The organism is Pseudoalteromonas sp. SG45-5 (genome assembly GCF_014164085.1).
Taxonomy (GTDB): domain Bacteria; phylum Pseudomonadota; class Gammaproteobacteria; order Enterobacterales; family Alteromonadaceae; genus Pseudoalteromonas; species Pseudoalteromonas aliena.
Map to the genome: position 1 here is coordinate 52,008 of NZ_JACJEM010000002.1, position 20,765 is coordinate 72,772.

Sequence of the window (20,765 nt, forward strand, 5' to 3'; positions counted from 1 at the left end):
GTACTTGGTGTTTCAGCATGCCGTGCTGATATAAAGTTTTGTGATCCGCTTGATTTACTTTGTAAGTAGGTAAAGCGTTATTGATAATTGAAAGGAATAAATACCAAACATCGTTGTTTTTTAACTAATGCGACTTTATGTAACCTCGCAACGTCGTATTAACTCTACATAGAATTTCACATTCTTAAATCATCTTTTTTTACCAAATAATTAAGCCTTGTTTTTCAATGAGTTGAATTTTTATTGTGTATTTTTTTTAAGTGTATTTTAAAAAGCAGTAAAAAGTAATGACTCTGTGCAATGGGGTATTTTATTATTCATTTCATTAAAAAGACTGTCTTTACTGTTTTTTTGATAAGTATTTCAGTCAAAAATAATGATTTTTTGTTTTGTCTAAACTTTTTATCTTGTTTAATTTGGCATTTAGTAGTTTTCTAATAACTTGCCACGTGATCCCTTGTACTTGAAGTAGTAAAAGCACCTTGCTTAGTGAAACTGAGCTAACCCAACTATGGATAGAACAATGAAAACAAAATTATCTATTATTACACTTGCATTATTACCTTGTTTAGCTGCTGCAAAACTGCCTGATGCAGGTGCGATTCAACAAGTTGCTTCAAGTAGCGACTCACTGATTGTTAAATACAAAAAAAATGCTTCGCCTCAAATGCGTAAACAAGCAAGAACCTTGGTTAGAGCTAAAATTACTGATTTGAATAACGATGAAGTTGACGACAGCTATACATCATTACTGTCTGGTCGATTGGCTAAATTTAAAATATCAGGCATGAGTACTAAAGACGCTATTAAACTGTTAAAAACGCACCAAGCTATTGAATATGTTGAACCAGATTATCGTGTAAGCATTGCAAGTTTGCCAAATGACCCCCGTTTTGATGAGCTTTGGGGCTTAAATAATGAAGGACAAACGGGCGGCACTGTTGATGCTGATATTGATGCGCCAGAGGCATGGGAAATTTCTACGGGTAGCCGCGATGTAGTTGTTGGGGTTATAGATACGGGGGTAGATTATACCCATAATGATCTTGCAAGCAATGTGTGGGTAAATACAGCCGAAATAGCAGGAGATGGTATTGATAATGACGGAAATGGTTATATTGATGACATTCATGGTATTAATGCGATTACTAACAGTGGCGACCCAATGGATGACGAAGGACATGGCTCACACGTGTCGGGCACTATTGGTGCAAGCGGAAATAACGCAACAGGCATTGTGGGTGTAAACCAAGAAGTATCGATTGTTGGTTGTAAGTTTTTAGACGCACAAGGTAGTGGTTCATCTTCAGACGCAATTAAATGTATTGATTATATGGTGGGACTTAAAAACTCCGGCGTTAACTTACGCGTATTAAATAATAGCTGGGGCGGCGGTGGTTATAGCCAAGCACTTGCTGATGCAATAGCATCAAGCGAAGCTGCAGAATTATTGTTTGTCGCTGCGGCAGGTAACGATACTATTGATAATGATGTTAATCCACATTACCCATCAAATTATGAAAATGCGAGTGTATTGTCTGTAGCAAGTACAGATCAGACTGATGGCATTTCATGGTTTTCGCACTGGGGTTTAACCAGTGTAGATATGGGTGCACCAGGCAGTGCTATTTTATCTACAACACCGGGTAATTCGTACGCGTCATACTCAGGTACTTCAATGGCAACACCACATGTTGCGGGTGCTGCAGCGCTTGTTTTATCTATTAATCCAGATTTGACAACGCAAGAATTAAAAGAGCTATTAATGAATAGCGGTGACGCAAATACGGCACTACAAGGTAAAACCGTTGCAGGTACACGGCTTAATGTACACCAAGCGCTTGTTGATGCAGATCCAACTCCTGGCTTTAAGCTTTCTGTCACACCACAATCACAACAGATCACCGCTGGTGACACTACAAATTATACATTCACGATAGGTTCAATAGCGGGATGGGATTCAGAAGTAACACTCGATTTAGCATCGTCTTTAGAAGGTGTTTCTCTTAGTCGCACAACGGCAAATCCGGGTGACGACGTTGAACTTAATGTTGAAACAACAAACGATACCCCATGGGGTGAGTATGAGTTTACCGTTACCGCTACGTCAGGCGAGCTAGTGAAAACTAAAACCGTCGAGTTAATGATTCAACCTGCTGGTTTAAATGATTTTACTTACAGTAATGATGACAGTGTAGCCATTCCTGATAATTCTCCAGAAGGTGCACGTTCCGTTATTAATGTAGCGGATGAGCTCACAATATTTGGCACTGCTGCTAATGTAGATATTACCCACACTTATTCGGGTGATTTAGTTGTAAAACTCATTTCAGCGCAAGGCAGTGAAGTGACATTACAAAGTAATATTGGCGGAGGTAATGACGATATTGTTAAGCGCTTTACATCTGATGCGTTTAACGGAGAAGTAGCGACAGGGGATTGGACACTCAATGTAGTTGACACTGGCGCTGCTGACACGGGTAACATTAACACGTGGTCACTTACTTTTAGTGCGCTTGGCGAAGTAAGCTCGCAACCGCCACGTGCCGACTTCACTGTTGATACGCAAGGGTTAACAGCTTTGTTTGTTGATACAAGTAGTGACGTAAATAATGATATTACACAATTGAGTTGGAACTTTGGTGATGGTGCAATGTCTTCCGATCCTAGACCGGTACATACTTACTCAGAGCCAGGTAGTTACACAGTTGAATTGACAGTAACAGACAGTGAAGGCAATACAGACACCTCAACACAAACAGTCGTTGTTAGTAATGTCGACATTGAGTTGAGCTTAAAGCGAGCAAATAAATCACGCTTAGATACGATGCGTGTAGAGCTTAGCTGGGAAAGCGTTGGCGCCGAATCACTAGACGTTTATCGAAATGGCGAGCTAGTGGATACTACATATGATAGCGGCAGATACCGTGACCATGTGCGCAAAGCAACATTGCCAACATACGATTATAAACTTTGTGTAACCCCAAATGTGTGTTCGAACACAGTTACAGTTTCGTTTGATTAGCACTTAACATTTTGTAAGTTATTTGAGCCCAGCTTTGCTGGGCTTTTTATTTTAAAAGAGATTTACATTTTTAGGGTCACGCAGTTTTAATTCTAAAAGCAAAGCGCAACTGAAAAATAAGTTATATCGGCAGAAGTAATAATCTATTAATCTGAAAAACTGCTTATTGCCTAACTCCTCCATAGTAAATTTTCTGTTAATTTTAAATTAATATCTCTCTAAAAAATTACCTAATATAGACACTAAACCGTTGTTATATAATGATTTGGTGCGTATAGAATTCTTAAATGCACTATTTATGATTACATTTTGGGTTGTTTTTTGTTCGCTTGTTCAGTTTCTAGTTGTTGACGAACGAGTAGATTATGCTACTTTTAGAAACTAAGATGTAAATTAAGTGTTAATTGAGTTTTTAACGGAGGATCAAATGAGCTCACGTAAAATGATTAAAACCCCCTTTAAACTAAGCGTATTGTCACTGGGTATTATCGGTTTAAGCGCGCACGCAGCAGTTGATTGCAGCGTATTAGATACATGGCAATTAGGCCAAACTCATACTCAGGGTAACCAAGTTAAAGCGCAAGGTAATGCGTACCAAGCAAAGTGGTGGACACAGTCTAACCCTGTTGAAAATGCTGGTGAGTGGCAAGAATGGATTAAATTAGGTGTGTGTGACAGCGTTGTCAATGATGCGCCTGTAGTCTCTATTTTAACCCCCACAGATGATTCTCAATTTTCCATTAAAGACAACGTTGTCATTTTGGCTGAAGCGACAGATACAGACGGCACAATTGATCATGTTAAATTTTTTGTTAACGGATCCCTGATCACAACCGATAGCATTGCTCCGTATAGCGCTCGTTGGCAAGCAATAGTGGGGACGCATCAAATAAGTGCAGTGGCGACTGATGATAAAGGATTGCAGTCGAGTCAAGTTTCCAGCACCGTTAATGTTAACGATGTTGTGGTTGAACCTACAAATCAACCACCCATGGCGACTATTTCTTTTAGCACCTCATCAGATCCACTTGTTGTTGGCTCACGTGTTGTGTTTGAGCTCTCAGGTACTGACGATGATGGCCAAGTAACGCAGCTTAATTTTGCAGTCAATGGCAGTGATGTATACCAAGCAAATACACCATCAAGTCGTTATGAACACCAAGTAACAGCAAGTGGAGATGTGACTTTTACACTAACGGTAATAGATAACGAAGGCGCGACCTCACAAGCAACAAAGATATTAACAGTTGCGAAAGAGGGGACTCCCAGTGACGGCGTTGATGAGTGCAAACCCCAAGGTTTATATCAAACCCAAGGTGTGAATACCCCTTATTGTACTGTGTATGATGCCCAGGGACGAGAGGTTATGGGGGAGGATCATCCTCGGCGCGTAATCGGTTATTTTACTAGCTGGCGTAATGGCGCAAATGGTGAGCCACGTTATTTAGTGAATGACATTCCGTGGGATAAAATCACTCATATCAACTATGCATTTGCACATGTTGATATAAACAATAAAGTGTCAATTGGCGACCCAGCTGCACAAGGGAATCCAGCAACAAACATGGAATGGCCCGGTGTGGTCGGAGCTGAAATGGATCCGAGTTTTACGTATAAGGGGCACTTTAATCTTTTAAATAAATACAAAAAACAATACCCACAAGTAAAAACGTTAGTGTCTGTTGGAGGCTGGGCAGAAACTGGCGGTTACTTTGATAGTACAGGCCGCGTTGCAAGTGGTGGATTTTACACCATGACAACTCTTGCTGATGGTTCGGTGAATCATTCAGGTATTAATGCATTTGCGCAAAGCACCGTTGAGTTTATAGAAAAGTATGGTTTTGATGGTGTTGATATCGATTACGAATATCCTTCATCAATGAAAGATTCAGGCCACCCTGATGATTTCCCTATTTCAAATGCACGCCGCGCTGGTTTAAATGCGTCATATCAAGTGCTAATGAAAAAAGTACGCGAAGCACTCGACCGTGCTGGCGAAAAAGCAGGTAAACATTACCTCTTAACAATTGCATCCCCTTCTTCAGGTTATTTACTGCGTGGTATGGAAACATTCCAAGCGGTCAAATACCTCGATTATGTCAATATTATGTCTTATGACCTACACGGTGCATGGAACTCACATGTTGGCCATAACGCAGCCCTGTTTGATACAGGTCAAGATTCAGAGTTAACTCAATGGGATGTGTACGGCACCAAAGAGTTTGAAGGTATTGGCTATTTAAATACAGATTGGGCTGTGCGTTATTTTCGTGGCGCCATGTCAGCGGGTCGTATCAATATTGGTTTGCCTTACTACACTCGGGGATTTAAAGATGTAAGTGGTGGAACTAATGGCTTATGGGGGCAAGCTGCTTTACCTAATCAAGCCAATTGTTCGCCTGGCACCGGTGTGGGTGAAAAAAATAAATGTGGAGATGGTGCGTTAGGCATAGATAATCTTTGGCATGATAAAAATGATGCAGGCCAAGAAATGCCCGCAGGTTCAAACCCACTTTGGCATGCTAAAAACCTCGAACGTGGAATAACCCCTTCGTATTTAGGTGCGTATGGTTTAACGCCCAATACTAACCCAGAAGATAAATTAACGGGCACTTATACACGCTACTACGACAATGTTGCCATTGCGCCTTGGTTATGGAATGCAGATAAAAAAGTATTTCTTTCAATCGAAGACGAAGAATCAATGACGGCTAAAGTTGACTACGTGATCAACAATGGCTTAGGCGGCATCATGTTTTGGGAGCTTGCAGGCGATTTTGATTACGACTCACAAAAAAATGAATATTTCATGGGGACGACGCTTACGTCTCTTGCGTATGACAAATTTAACCAAAGTGGTGTTGTATATAATGTGCATGGCGGCAACCCAAGTTTTACAGTGCCAACAGAGTCCGTTGATGTAACGTTTGCAGCGAGCAGCTTTCCTGTGGGGGATGATAATTACCCGATAAGTCCTACCTTTTCGTTTACTAATAACTCATCTATTGATTTAAGCGGTGCAAAAATATCATTTGATGTACCTGTATCAACCTCAGCTATTTTTAAATCAAACTGGAATGCCCAAGAAAAGCTGGGTATGGCAGTCGAAGTAAACGGCTCAAATACAGCGGGTAACAATATAGGTGGTTTTGAAAATGAGTTTCACCGCTTTTCTATCACTCTTAATAATGAATGGGGCGGTATACCAAAAGACTTTAGTGCAGGCGCCACCGTTAACGCACAAGTGATGTACTACATGCCCATTACAGGCCCAAGTAACTTTACTATTGAAAAAGATAGCAACGTTTACGCATTCAAATTTGAGTACCCGCAACTCCCAACGGCAACAGCAGGCAATACGAGTGAGCCAAACAATTCAGGCACATGTGAAGGTGTTGCTGTGTCATCAATTCCAGTTTACCCAAACTTTCCACAGAAAGATTGGGCAGGAAACCCAAGCCATGCCACCAGTGGCGATTTAATGACCCATAAAAATTCGGTTTTTAAAGCAAAATGGTGGACCACGTCTGAGCCAGGCGCTACGGCTGATTGGATCAAACGTTGTAGTCTGTAAATAAAACCACTTTAGAGGCGAGGAACAATTTGCCTCTGCCTAAAGTCTTTTGAAGGATAAAATAATGACATTAATTAAATTTAAAACTCTATCGCTCTCAGCAGTTTCAAGCTGTGTACTGCTTGCAATTATGCCTGCTCAGGTTACTGCGCATGGCTACATGGATAGCCCAAATGCACGGCAAGCATTTTGTAAAGCTGATGCAGGTTATTGGTGGCCAACTGATGGCAGCGCGATTCCAAATCTAGCATGTCGTGCAGCATTTTTAGAATCAGGGACAGTTCAGTTTGTTCAAGATATTGAATTTTCTGTTAATACTCCCGATTACCTTAATCAAGCAGCGGTTGAAGAAAAAGTACCCAATGGGTTATTGTGCGCTGGTGGCGATAATGAAAAACGCGGTATGGATTTACCATCACCACACTGGCAACGCAGCGATATTGTGCCTAACGCTAATGGCGAAGTAAAAATACGTTACCTTGCCACAACCCCTCACAACCCAAGTTTTTGGCAGTTTTATTTAACCAAGCCGAGTTTTAATGCTGCCACTGATGTGTTGACGTGGGCAGATTTGGAACTGGTGCAAGAGCACAGTAACATTGATTTCACTAAAGGTACCCAAGGTAACCGTTACTATGAAATGAATGTCGCAATTCCACAAGGTCGCAGTGGTAATGCCATTTTATACAGCCGTTGGCAGCGTGTGGATCAAGCTGGCGAAGGTTTTTATAACTGTAGCGACATTAATATTATAAGCGATGCAACACCCGTTGAACCAAGTCAATGGAGTGGTGTTGGCTACTTTGTACGTCAAGGCCAAACTGCAACGGTGGGGGATACTGTTTGGGCACGTTTGTTTGACGAAAGTGGCCAAGAAGTTATTAACCAACAATTTAAAGTAACGGCTCAAAATAGTACCAACTGGCAACAAACATTAGCAGCACAGCTTAATCTTGATTATGCACATTTAATGCAAGTCGGGGTACAAAACGAAGCTGGCGATGTTGTATTTAATGATTCTGATACTTTAATTAATCAAGTTTATAGCAGCAATGCTGACTATACCTACACCTTAAGTGTGCAAAGCTCACCAACAAATACGGCACCGATTGTTAATGCTCCTGCTGACTTAGTCATTGATGAAAACACCTCAAAAAAAGTGCATTTACATGCGTTTGACGATGAACAAAATACGCTTACTTATAATTGGTCAGTGCCAGCCCCGCTTAGTTTTAGCGGCGGGGATGCAAATATTGAACTCAACGCCCCCGAGATAACAGCTGATACGGACTATACGGTTTCAGTGTCGGTATCCGACGGTGAACTTACCACTCAAGTGCGTTTTAAAGTAACTATTAACGATAGCACAGTTGTCGATTCTGATGCTCCTAAGTGGAGTGGCTCCGCAGTATATCAAGCTGGCGATAAAGTCACTTATCAAGGCGTTGTTTATACCGCTAAGTGGTGGAACCAAGAGCAACAACCCGATGAATCAAATGCGTGGGAAGGTGAAACATCACCAGAGCAAAGCAATTTATGGAAAGCAGGTAAAGCCTACCAAGGTGGCGCCGAAGTGATTTTTCAAAACCAAGGTTATCGCGCTAAATGGTGGACTCAAGGTGATACACCTGGGCAAGCCAGTGTGTGGGCCAAGCTTTAACACACTAATTTTTTAGTTCGCGTTTATTAAAAACACAAGAGCGTGTTGCTTTTTTAGGAAGGGATTAAATCCCCCTAAAAGAAAAAATTTTAATTTTTAAAATCAACACGCCTTTGTAACAAAATGAGAGAAAAATATGAATATTAAACAGTTAACAGCCGCCATTGGCGCAGTATTATTTGCAAGTACAGCGATTGCCGCACCGTCTACACCAAGTATTAATTGGGAACCGCAACAATATTCTTTTGTGGAAGTGGATTTGGAGGGGAATGGATCATATAAACAACTTGTTACCCGTGTGGAGCAGGTGAATATCAATATTCAATGGAGTGCATGGAGCGGTGACGGTGGTGATAGTTACAAAGTTTACTTTGATGACATATTGGTAAATGAAGGCACTCTTGCGGCAGGTTCTAAGACCGGGACTATTTCTTTTCTTTATGACAAAGCAGGTCGCCATACATTGTACGTTGAGTTATGTGAGGGAGGGGCTACGTGTGCTCGCAGTGCAGGGAAACCAATTGTTATAGCCGATACCGACGGATCTCATTTAGCGCCACTGCCAATGGATGTTAATTCAAATAACCGTGACATTGGTGTTAAACAAGATTTGGTTACCGGTGCTTATTTTGTTGAATGGGGCATTTACGGGCGTGACTTTGATGTAACAAATATCCCCGCACAAAACCTAAGTCACATTCTATATGGCTTTATTCCAATTTGTGGACCAAACGACTCACTGACAGGTAATCCTAAACGCTCGTTGGAGATAGCGTGCGCAGGGACACAAGATTTTGAAGTTGTTATTCACGACCCATGGGCCGCTGTACAAAAAGCATTACCAGGTGTGGATGCAAACGATCCAATCCGTGGTACGTATTCACAGTTAATGGCGCTTAAACAGCGCTACCCAGATCTGAAAATCTTACCCTCGGTGGGTGGCTGGACACTATCAGATCCATTTTCTAGTTTTACTGATAAAGCCAACAGGGACATATTTGTAGCATCAATGGAGGAGTTCTTAAAAACATGGAAGTTTTACGATGGTGTTGATATTGATTGGGAATACCCTGGAGGTGACGGTGCAAATAAAAGTATAGGCGATCCTATAAATGATGGTCCAGCCTATGTGGCATTAATGCAAGAGCTGCGCGCCATGCTTGATCAACTTGAAGCGGAAACTGGCCGTACTTACGAGTTAACATCAGCCATTGGCGCAGGGTATGACAAAATTGAAGACGTTGATTACCAAGCAGCTAGCCAGTATATGGATTACATTTTTGCGATGACTTATGACTTTTACGGCGCATGGAGTGGCGTAACAGGTCATCAAGCTGCACTTTATTGTGGTGAGCATATTAGCGCAGGCGAATGTAATGGCACGGGCTTAGATGAAAGCGGTGAGCCACGTAAAGGCCCCGCATATACAACAGATAACGCTGTGCAGTTATTATTAGCGCAAAATGTACCATCTAAAAAAATTGTAGTGGGCGCTGCAATGTATGGCCGTGGTTGGGAAGGGATTTTTCCAACAGGTACCACTATTGATGGTAATCCAATGACAGCAACCGGCTCAGGTCCATTAAAAGGAAGCAACGCGCAGGGCGTATGGGAAGACGGTGTAATTGATTACAAAGGTATTAAATCTTTCATGATTGGTACTGATGGCATGGGCGTGAATGGTTTTGAAGTGGGTTATGATGATCAAGCTCAAGGCGCGTATGTGTGGAATCGATCAACAGGAAAGCTTATTACATACGATAATGCTAAATCTGTCATTGCAAAAGGCCAATATGTTCAACAGTACAACTTAGGCGGCTTATTTGCATGGGAAATCGACGGCGATAACGGCGATATTCTTAATGCGATGCATGATGGTTTAGGTGGCGTTGTGCAACCGGTTAATAACAAACCTATTTTAAATGTACAAAGTACAGTGACAGTCAACGCAGGTGAATCAGTATCTGTAAGTGCAACCGCAACCGATGCCGATAACGATGTCCTCACATTTTCGTGGACAGCTGCTGCGCAGTTATCCATTTCAGGTCAGACAACAAGCACAGTGGCAATTACTGCCCCAAATGTGAGCCAAGATAGCCAGTTTGCAGCAACAGTCAATGTGTCTGATGGTAAAGTAACCGTTAGTAAAGCAATTGTTGTTAATGTACTGGCGCCAACCAGTGGTGGCGAAAATACTGCACCTGTTATTAACACCCTTGCAGATATAACCCTTGAAGAGGGCGCAACTGCAACAGTTTCAGTTATTGCAACCGATGCACAAAACGATGTACTAACTTATAGCTGGAGCGTACCTGCAGGATTAAAACGTGTCGGTGACGGCGCAAATATCAGCCTTGAAGCAGACGCAGTTGCACAAAACACAGACTTTACGGTTTCTGTCTCTGTAAGTGATGGTCAGGTTTCAACTACACAAAACTTTACTGTTACCGTAACAAACAACGATTCAACAACCCCTCCAGCAGCAGATGCATGGGATGCAAGTAAAGTATATGTTAAAGGCGATATAGTTGTATTTAATACAATAACTTATAAAGCTAAATGGTGGACTCAAGGAAACAGCCCTGACTTAGGTGGGCCGTGGGATGCGCAGTCACCGCCTACAGATGGAGAAGGCAATCTAGCTTGGCAGCTATCGGCGGTTTATAACAGTGGTGATAAAGTTATTTATCAAGGTAATCAATACCAAGCAAAATGGTGGACACAAGGGGATAAGCCAGGTTCAGCGAGCGTATGGCAATTACTTTAGTAATATAACCTGAGCTTTGGATAATAAACCTATTTAAAGCAGCTTTAGGGCTGCTTTAAATTTCATTGCATTATTTGACGTCTATTTTTGGTCGCGTTGTTATACGTTTAGCTGCTTTTGTAAAAAATAACTGGTGTGTCCATTAGGCATGTTGGCTAATTCACCAAAAATAGAATATCCCGCTTTAATATAAAAATCGAGTGCCTGAAATGTGGTTGTTTCTAGCCGTATATTTTTAATCCCTTTTGACAAAGCATAGCCCTCCATTTCAGATAAAAGTTTAAGTCCCCAACCCATTTTACGAACACTGGCATCAACCCATAGGCCTTGAATGTGCATCCAGTCCCAATTAATTTCACCTAATATGCCGCCAAAAATTTTATTTGAGTCATCTTTTACAAAAGCAGACACTTTTTCTCTAAATACAATGCCTGTAAAAGATTCATTAAATGCAGTGAGACCAGCTTTTAATGCTTCAAAATCAGCCTCTTCTGGGGGCATAGGTGTTGTTAATTTCATGGTATTCGGGCTGCTCCATTTTATTAGTATACTTTGTGTAAGATACAAAGTTGTAGCGAGCTAGTGTAGCAACTTTTATGCGTTAATATAGGCTGTTGTTTACCTGATTAAGGTCGCAACCTAAATTAAAGCGTTTGTTCATTTTAGTGTGTAAAAAATACATATAATTAGAATAATTACCTTGGGTAAGTCGCATTTAATTTTCTATAAATGAAATAAAGTAAATAATTTCAATTTGTTAAGTTTATATTTTCCTAATTATGACTTTGGCATGCAAGTTGAAACAGTGCCTGATATATTTTAAAAAGGAATGACCATGACTGCTGACTACTTTATGGCGTTAGGGCTGCTCGGAGTTGCTTTTTTTGCTGTTGCGGGAGCGTTGCTCGGGTATGAAAAAAACATCAGCGGATTTGGTGTCGTTGTGGTGGCAACGGTTACCGCTTTAGGCGGCGGGACCCTCAGAGATATACTTTTAAACAAGCCAGTATTTTGGATTGCAATGCCTGAATATTTATATTTCACTTATGGCGCTGTCGTAGCAACAATTGTATTTATTCGATATCTACCGCACGTTAATAACTATTATTTTTTACTCGTAGACGCTGTTGGTATGGCATTATTTAATATCATGGGAATCGAAAAAGCATTAATTAATGGCTCTGGCATGGTGGTCGCCATTACCATGGGTATAACAACAGGGATTTTTGGCGGGTTAATACGCGATGTTATTTGCCGTGAGGTACCAACCGTTATGCGCAGTGAACCTTATGCATCTGCATGTTTAGCTGGTGGGCTTGTTTATGGTGCTTTATTTAGTCTTAACATAGATTATATTTGGTGCATTTTAGGCTCATTTTTTACCACTCTATTTTTAAGATTGGGCTCACTGCATTGGGGGTGGCACTTAACTATATTCAGAAAAAAGACGTTAGAATAGAAAATTAATGGAGTCTCAATGCAATCTCAATCAATTAATAGAAACAGCGCAAGGTCAGTGCTGTTATGCAGTTAATATCGCGCAACGCGCAGGAAGAATGGTAAGAACCATCGACACTAAGTGTCAATGCCACTGTGCGTTAGGAAAAAAAGCACACAAAAATCCGTCATGTTGGATTATATAAACAGCAAAGCCCATATATATATCGAAAGATGCCCAGAAATTAGTAAGGTACTATGAACTTCGGTGGCGTTTAAAGGCGTTTTATAAAGCATGGTAAACAGATGGAACCAAAGCAGAAGGATTACGTTTTCAGCGCAGTGGTAATATTTTACGAATTGCCAACATTTAAGCATTTATTTCCGTTAGGTTATTACAGCTGCAAAATATGGCGAAAATACGTGAGGTTTGCAGCGTGTGTTAAAGAGATGGCATAGAAATAACTATGGGCAAAAGCTGAAAAGGATGAGTTGCCGGATAAAGTACCGTCTCTTCATTGGCTAAATTATTTGTTATAGATACATTAACCAGTGTCCATCAAAGGAACTATTCAAATTAAATATGGTATAGCCTAAAGTGTTAGGCGCAATTTTATAACGGTTTATTTATTATGATTGAAGTTTTAAATAATCAAAAAAGCGGTAAAGAATAATGCGAAAATGAATGACTAATAATATTTAGCTGTAAAATCCACTTAAACGCGTTAATATTTCCCCCAAATCAGCAACTAAGTTATGGTTCGCTAAATCAAAAGTAAATCTTTGATTTAGCGGTTATTTAAACTTATTTTAAGTTATTAATGTCTCAGTACAAAACAAGCTGTCTTTGTGGGGCCGTAAAAATAACTGCTAAGGTAAGTTTACGGTTTGTCATTGCCAATTCTGTAGGACTTGGGGCGGGGCCCCATTTTTTGCTGTAAAATGCGGAATTAAAGTCAAAATTGAATGAGTGGATAAAGTTAAAATGTACGAATCTGCATCGTAGGCGTCTCGCAGTTTCTGTATTAAATGTGGCACTCATTTGTTTTATAAGTTCAAAACAACAGGCGAATAGATCATGCCAATAGGTATGTTCTCTAATTTGAAAGGCTTAGAAATGGATATGCAGTATTTTAGTGACATGCGACCAAATTATTATTGTTTTTCAAATGAAACTAAAGAAAGGACCACTGCTGAGATAATGGCTTACTTTGCTGCTAAAATATAATAAAGCATTTAACGTTTATAATTACAGCTTACAAATTTCTAATTGATTTGTTTACTACAAAATTCCTAATGAAGTTTACTTTTTTATTATAAGTGGGATAACGCTCTAACAGTAAAGTGAGGTGAGTCATCATTATTTTTTATATAATTATTAGAGAGTGAATACACCAAAATGCAGATATGCAAAATATCATCTGAACAAACAATGTTACTACGCCAACGTGTATTGTGGCCCAACGAAACAACTGAGTTTTGTCGTGTAGACGGTGATGAAGATGCGAGCCATTTTGGTGCTTTTATAAACGACAATTTAGTGTGTGTTGCCTCTGTTTATTTGACGCAGGGTAAAGCACGCTTACGTAAATTCGCAACCGACACGGATTATCAAAACCAAGGTGTTGGTTCTAAAATGTTAAACCATATTATCCAGTCATTAAAAAGTACAGAAGCTAACCTTTTTTGGTGTGACGCGAGAGAATCTGCTTTAGGTTTTTATAGACGTTTTGGCATGACTCCCTACGGAGTACGTTTTTATAAGCAGGATATCCCGTTTTTTAAAATGAAGCTTGCTTTATAGCGAACTTTAAAGTTGCGGGGCTAACGGGCTAAATGAAAGTTTAGCAAAGGCTTCGCATTCTGCTTATTGTAGTGTGACAGTAATTTTGGCACCCATATACAGAAAAAATTCACACAAAGATGATTGACAATTAAATGAAGCTTGAAGCAATAAGCCTCTTCACCGTTTTCTTTCTTTGTTTTGCAATTACATTGAAATGTTCTTTGGCAAAGGAACGTCATGCCATAGTTTAATACTCGTCGAATCCATATGTTTAATACCTATAGGCTTTTATTATTTTTAGGAGAGATTACATTAGTATTTTTGAAATAATAGTGATTTTGCATATGAAAATTAATATGAGCTCAATATAACTGTAAGGTAGTTGAAGGGCTTTAAAGATTCACTTTTTCAAAATTAGCGATAAATAATTAATTTTTCAGGTTATGATTATTTGCTCTATACTCAATGTATTATACTTTTAGGTTGCAGATAAATGTACAAAAGGAATGTTTTTTTAAGTATTGCAAAAAGCAATAAACTGGTACTTTTTACTGTGATGCTTTTTTTACTCATTGCACTTCCTTCTCTTTTTGTCTTTGATCAAAAAATTAGAGGCAATATATATCGCGCGTCTCATATTGAACTAAAACGAGAGCTTGAAAATAAAACCGTCGCAATAAAAAAACACTTTCAAGATAGCGTAACGGCCATTCGTTTCTTAGACGCAACACCACCAATTAAAGGAATTACGCGCGCGACTGAAAATAATCGTGTAGATCCACTACTTGGTACACCAATGGCTATATGGCAAGAGCGTTTAGCTAGTATTTTCTCAGGTTTTATGCGAACAGATGAGAGTATTCTTCAAGCTCGTTACATAGCGCTTGCTGAAGGTGGGCAAGAAATAGTTAGAGTTGATCGAAACTATCAAGGTGAAATTAAACGGGTACAAGGCTCTCAGTTACAAAAAAAAGGACAACGTGATTACATTATAAAAGCCAGTATGCTGGATGAGAATACCGTTTATATTTCACCCATTAATTACAATCGTGAAAATGGAGATATTCAAAAACCTTATGTATCAACCTTCCGTGTTGCTAAACCAGTGTTTGATAAGGATAAGCAAGTCTTTGCAGTGCTTGTGACAAACTACTTTGCGGATCAATTATTTAAAAGCTTAGAGTTTGAATTACCTAAAAATACAGCCATTTATTTAATGAATAGTGAAGACGAGTTTTTATTTCATCCAAACCCTGATTTAAACTTTGGTTTTGAATTTAACAGAGGTAAAACTTGGAGTGATGAGTTTAAAAATGCACAAAGTATGGCATTAGAAGGCGCAATACCATTAAATAATTTACCCAAAAAGTATTTTATTAAAAAACGTATTTACTTTGATGGCAATATTGCAATGCTGCCATTGGAGTTAGTTGTAAGTGTAGATAGCGATATGCTTATGGCACAGGTTAATGAAAGGCGTGAAAACTTCATCGCTCTACTTGCTATTTTTCTAATTGTTTTGTTAGTTGTCACCATTGTTTATCAGCGTTTTATTAATCGAAAACTGTTGATTCATTCGCTAAAAGAGCAAAATAACAAAGTTATTGAAAATTCCTTAGATGCTATTTTTACAATAAAAAGTACGGGTATCATTGTTCATTGTAATAACACAGCAAAGTATGCGTTTGGTCATGCAATAGAGAACGAAGTTGACTTTGTTTCTATGTTTACGTTGGCAGATATAGATAAAGATTGTTTATCGCAAACTATAAATGCAGGTTCGAAGATGCCTTTTGAAGCCATTTATACTGAGCCTAATGGAAATAAGCAATATTATTCAATTACTTTAACGAGCGTGTTTGATGTATATGAAAATGCATATCAAGTCGCAGCAATTTTAAGAAATATAAGCTCCTTAAAAAAGACTCAATCAGCACTGGAAAGTTTAAACAATACTTTAGAGTTGAAGGTTTCACAAAGAACACTTGAGTTAGAATCTGCCATTGATCAAGCTTTAATTGCTAGCCAAGCAAAAAGCGATTTTGTGGCAAATATCTCTCATGAAATACGTACACCAATGAATGGTGTATTAGGTATGCTTGAAATGCTAAAAGAGGACGGTTTATCCGAACAACAGGAGCATTATTTAAAATTGGCAAACAGCAGCGCTCACTCTTTGATGAATTTGATAAACGATATTCTCGATTTTTCTAAAATAGAAGCAGGCAAACTTGATATCGATAATCATACATTTGATATAGTGACAGTATGTAGCGATATGATTAGCTCTTTAGCATTACAAGGGCAGCGTAAAGGCCTTGAAGTATTTTTAGATACTAAAGATGTAGTGGATAGAATGGTGATTGGCGATAGCCATCGACTTAAACAAATTTTAATTAATTTAGTGAATAATGCATTTAAATTTACTCATCGGGGTGAAGTGAGTTTAACAGTTGGGTCTAAATATATCACTGATAGTAAATTATTAATGAGTTTTACCGTAAAAGATACCGGTATTGGAATAGCGGATGAGAACATTGCTAAATTATTTGACATGTTTACACAAGAGGATTCTAGTACTACGCGTCATTTTGGTGGCACAGGTTTAGGGTTATCTATCAGCAAAAAGCTTGCTCAGTTAATGGGAGGTAACATATCCGTTGTTAGTGAAAAAGAAGTAGGTAGTACATTTTGTGCAACCATTGAATTACATGTAGCTAAAAATAAAAAGTTAAATACAGGTATTGAACTTGCTACGAATGTTCGTATTGCAACATTAATCGCCCATGATAGTGTTTATAAAAACGTCTGTGATTTATTACAGAACACCTGCAAAATACACAGTACAAATATCGAAAGGCTCGACTACTTTAGCGATCATAAGGAGTTTGAAGCTGACTTATTAATAATAGATGATGAACATTTACAAATTAATGCTTTAGTTCGTTTTTGTGAGCAGTATAACAAAAAGTATGTGTTGATTTTACGTGATATGGTGGCAGATAGCCCAGCTAAAGCTGTACTTTCTAAAGGCAGCCATATTTTAAATAAACCACTTACCCAAGATCAATTTAGTTATAAACTCGCTAGTTTATTTGGCTCGGATAATGAGCTTATTATTACGCCGTCAAAAGAGTTAATCGATGAGTGCATTGAACCTGATTTGTCGCCATACCATATATTACTGGTAGACGATAATATGATAAATATAGAAGTGGCTAAAGCGATTTTAAAGCCGACTCAAGTTAGAGTTACTTCAGCATCAGATGGTTTAGAGGCTTTGGAGATATTAAAACAAAACAAGGAGCACGTCTTCGATGTTATTTTAATGGATTGCCAAATGCCAAACTTGAATGGTTACGATACGACCAATGCAATCAGAAATTCGAAAGCAGGAAGTAATTACGTAAATGTCCCTATAATTGCAATGACGGCAAGCGCAATGGAAGGCGACAGACAACGTTGTCTCGCAGCAGGTATGAACGACTATATAACCAAACCTATAAAGCCACATACTCTAAAGAGTAAGTTATTGACCTGGTTAAACTAAATTACAAGTGTGCGCTCAACTGCTATGCAGCTGATTTTTTAGGTTTGATCTTTACTGAACTGATTATCGGTGTCGTTAGTTTTGTTACATCAGCGCTATCAAGTATGGTTTGTGTATCTGACCAATGTAATAACTCAATTCTCCCATCTTGCTGCTCTACAAGGGCAGTACAGCTTTCAATCCAATCTCCATCGTTGCAATACACAATTCCATCATCAACTTTTATTTTTGGATGATGAATGTGACCACAAATAATACCATCTACGTTTTGTTTTTTAGCTTCATGAATTGCAGCATCTTCAAAGGCTGTAATTGCTTCACGTGCTTTGTGTACGCGGGCTTTGATCCATGCAGCAAGCGAGTAGTAATTACCACCAAATACCTTTCGAATACGATTTGTCCAGCGGTTTAAAAATAATAAAAAGTCGTATCCAACATCACCTACAATACTAATAAATTTGTTATAGCGAGTCGCAGAGTCAAAGTCATCGCCGTGCACCAGCAAAAACCGTTTATTAGCCTTAGTAGTGTGAATAAACTGCTGGTGGACTTCAATACCAAACAGAGTCTGATCTATGTAATTACGAAAAGTCTCATCATGATTACCGGGAATATAAATGACACGTGTCCCGCTAGCACAGCTTAATACTTGATAATGGGAAGGGTGCCAATAAAATTGACGTTTCATCGACCATAAATCAATAATATCACCCACCAAGTACAGCGTGTCAGATTCTACAGAGTTTAAAAAATCAAGTAAGTAATCGGCTTTACAGTCTTTGTAACCTAGGTGAACGTCAGAGATCCAAATAGCAGGGTAGTGTGGCTTTTTACTGTTTGTAGCGTTACTCATTTTCATTCCCTAAAGTATCGAGTGTAATAGTTAAATAACCTGAACTTTGGTTAAGAGATTTACTAACGTATTGAATCATGGTGATATTTAAATTTATTTTCTCTAGCCAGAGATTTTCAGTGAAAACAAGGCGAATTTACGCGTCAATAGCGGGCCTATTGCAAGTAAACTCAACGCAGTTAGCGCTGAAAATGGCTGCTCGAGATAGATTTATTATCCTGAGTTCAGGTTAAATACTTTAGGGAATGAAAATGACAACTATACGACAGTAATACTAAAGCTAAATGACACAGATAAAATGTAGGTATAAAAAAACCGCTTTTAAAAAGCGGTTTTTAAATTATTTCAAAGCTAATTATTACTTAACCTTTAACGGCTGCTTTAATTGCATTGATTGCAGTATCAATATCAATTATTAGCTTTTCACCTGTGCGGCGGTTTTTAAGCTCAACTTTGTTTTCATCAAGGTTGCGCTCGCCAATTACAAGTGTGAATGGCACACCAATTAGCTCCATATCGTTAAACATTACGCCTGGGCGCTCTTTACGGTCATCAAACAATACATTAAGGCCTGCATCTTTTAAACCTTGATAAAGGGTATTTGCAATATCTGGAATACGATGTGATTTGTGCATGTTCATAGGCACAATTGCTAAGTCGAATGGCGCGATTGGTTGTGGCCAAATGATCCCGTATTGATCGTTGTTTTGTTCAATAGCAGCAGCAACAATACGCGAAACACCAATACCGTAACAGCCCATAGTCATTGTTTGATTTTTGCCGTCTTCGTTTAATACGCCAGCTTTCATTGCTTCTGAGTATTTAGTACCCAGTTGGAAAATATGCCCTACTTCAATACCACGTTTAATTTGTAAAACGCCTTGGCCACATGGGCTCATATCGCCTTCAACAATATTACGAATATCAGCAACTTCGTAATCTGTGATATCACGATCCCAGTTAATGCCGCTGTAATGTTCACCGTCTTTGTTAGCACCAGCTACAAAATCAGCAAGTATGTTAGCGGCTCTATCAACAATAATTGGCATAGATAACCCAACCGGTCCAAGTGAGCCAGGTTTTGCACCAATGGCAGCAACAATATCAGCCTCTGTTGCCATTTCAAGCGGAGAGTCTACTAACGGGTGCTTCTCAGCTTTTAGTTCGTTTAATTCGTGATCGCCACGCAGTACCAAGGCAACTAAACCACGTACTTCGTTTTCATCAGGCGTACCATAAACAATTAACGTTTTAACACCGCGATGAGGTTTTACACCGTAGTGTTTTTTAAGCTCGTTAATCGTTTTAGCGTCAGGAGTTGGAAACGCTTTTAACTCTTTACTTGCTTCTGGGCGTGGATCGTTTGGCGCTAGTGCTTCTGCTTTTTCAATATTGGCTGCGTAATCACTGCCATCACTAAATGCAATGGCATCTTCACCTGATTCAGCAAGTACATGAAACTCATGCGATACGCTTCCGCCGATAGAGCCTGTATCTGCGATAACAGGACGGTAATCAAGACCTAAGCGCTCAAAAATATTACAATATGCCTTGTGCATCGCTTGATATGTTGAATCTAAACATTCTTCACTTAGGTGAAAAGAGTAGGCATCCTTCATTGTAAATTCACGAGCACGCATCACACCAAAGCGAGGACGACGTTCGTCGCGCACTTTCGTTTGTACTTGGTATAAAGTAACTGGCAGCTGTTTGTAGCTGTTTATTTCTTTGCGTACAAAATCTGTAATCACTTCTTCGTGTGTTGGGCCAAGTGCAAATGTACGATTATGACGATCGGTAAAGCGCATTAGCTCAGGACCAAACTCATTCCAACGACCAGACTCTTCCCATAAATCAGCAGGTTGAATAACAGGCATTAGCATTTCAATGGCGCCAGCTTTGTCCATCTCTTCACGTACAATATTTTCTACTTTACGTAGCACGCGTAAACCAGAGGGTAACCAAGTGTATAAACCCGAAGCGACGCGACGGATCATACCGGCTCTAAGCATTAACTGATGCGATACGATTTCAGCATCTGATGGCGTTTCTTTAAGTGTTGCGAGTATATATTGGCTTGTACGCATGTTTTTTCCGAAATAGAGTAATTATT

10 protein-coding genes and 1 pseudogene are annotated in these 20,765 nt (G+C 39.3%); 8 read left to right on the forward strand and 3 right to left on the reverse strand.

What is annotated here, in order from left to right:
- Positions 1 to 523 precede the first annotated feature (523 nt).
- The 4 genes from H5119_RS00830 (at position 524) to H5119_RS00845 (ending at position 11,026) form a co-directional block, all read left to right on the forward strand.
- Positions 524 to 3,025 carry a S8 family serine peptidase gene (locus tag H5119_RS00830; protein WP_182700848.1) on the forward strand — a complete coding sequence of 834 codons (2,502 nt, stop codon included), beginning with the start codon at positions 524 to 526 and terminating at the stop codon, positions 3,023 to 3,025.
- Between the two features lie 427 nt (positions 3,026 to 3,452).
- Positions 3,453 to 6,599 carry a glycosyl hydrolase family 18 protein gene (locus tag H5119_RS00835; RefSeq protein ID WP_182700849.1) on the forward strand — a complete coding sequence of 1,049 codons (3,147 nt, stop codon included), beginning with the start codon at positions 3,453 to 3,455 and terminating at the stop codon, positions 6,597 to 6,599.
- Between the two features lie 64 nt (positions 6,600 to 6,663).
- Positions 6,664 to 8,259 (forward strand): lytic polysaccharide monooxygenase, encoded by a 1,596-nt coding sequence (locus H5119_RS00840; RefSeq protein ID WP_182700850.1) that lies wholly within the window; start codon positions 6,664 to 6,666, stop codon positions 8,257 to 8,259.
- A 136-nt stretch (positions 8,260 to 8,395) separates the two neighbouring features.
- Positions 8,396 to 11,026, forward strand: coding sequence for a glycosyl hydrolase family 18 protein (locus H5119_RS00845; protein WP_182700851.1), 2,631 nt, complete (start codon positions 8,396 to 8,398; stop codon positions 11,024 to 11,026).
- A gap of 99 nt (positions 11,027 to 11,125) precedes the next feature.
- On the opposite strand, the gene H5119_RS00850 is transcribed toward H5119_RS00845, so the two are convergent.
- Positions 11,126 to 11,545 (reverse strand): N-acetyltransferase, encoded by a 420-nt coding sequence (locus H5119_RS00850; protein WP_182700852.1) that lies wholly within the window; start codon positions 11,543 to 11,545, stop codon positions 11,126 to 11,128.
- A 316-nt stretch (positions 11,546 to 11,861) separates the two neighbouring features.
- Between H5119_RS00850 and H5119_RS00855 the strand changes: the two genes are divergently transcribed.
- The 4 genes and pseudogenes from H5119_RS00855 (at position 11,862) to H5119_RS00865 (ending at position 17,799) form a co-directional block, all read left to right on the forward strand.
- Positions 11,862 to 12,485, forward strand: a complete 624-nt coding sequence (locus H5119_RS00855) for a trimeric intracellular cation channel family protein (RefSeq protein ID WP_182700853.1) — start codon at positions 11,862 to 11,864, stop codon at positions 12,483 to 12,485.
- Between the two features lie 799 nt (positions 12,486 to 13,284).
- A pseudogene (locus H5119_RS20390) lies at positions 13,285 to 13,691 on the forward strand (GFA family protein).
- 204 nt (positions 13,692 to 13,895) lie between these two features.
- Entirely contained in the window at positions 13,896 to 14,267 is a 372-nt protein-coding gene (locus tag H5119_RS00860) for a GNAT family N-acetyltransferase (protein WP_259399618.1), read from the forward strand.
- Between the two features lie 475 nt (positions 14,268 to 14,742).
- Positions 14,743 to 17,799, forward strand: a complete 3,057-nt coding sequence (locus tag H5119_RS00865) for a response regulator (RefSeq protein ID WP_182700855.1) — start codon at positions 14,743 to 14,745, stop codon at positions 17,797 to 17,799.
- Between the two features lie 22 nt (positions 17,800 to 17,821).
- On the opposite strand, the gene H5119_RS00870 is transcribed toward H5119_RS00865, so the two are convergent.
- Together H5119_RS00870 and H5119_RS00875 are read right to left on the reverse strand one after the other, a co-directional pair.
- On the reverse strand, positions 17,822 to 18,652 hold the full coding sequence (locus H5119_RS00870; RefSeq protein WP_182700856.1) for a UDP-2,3-diacylglucosamine diphosphatase: 831 nt from the start codon (positions 18,650 to 18,652) through the stop codon (positions 17,822 to 17,824).
- A 362-nt stretch (positions 18,653 to 19,014) separates the two neighbouring features.
- Complete coding sequence (locus H5119_RS00875) at positions 19,015 to 20,739, reverse strand: proline--tRNA ligase (protein WP_182700857.1); 1,725 nt, start codon at positions 20,737 to 20,739, stop codon at positions 19,015 to 19,017.
- Positions 20,740 to 20,765: the final 26 nt, after the last annotated feature.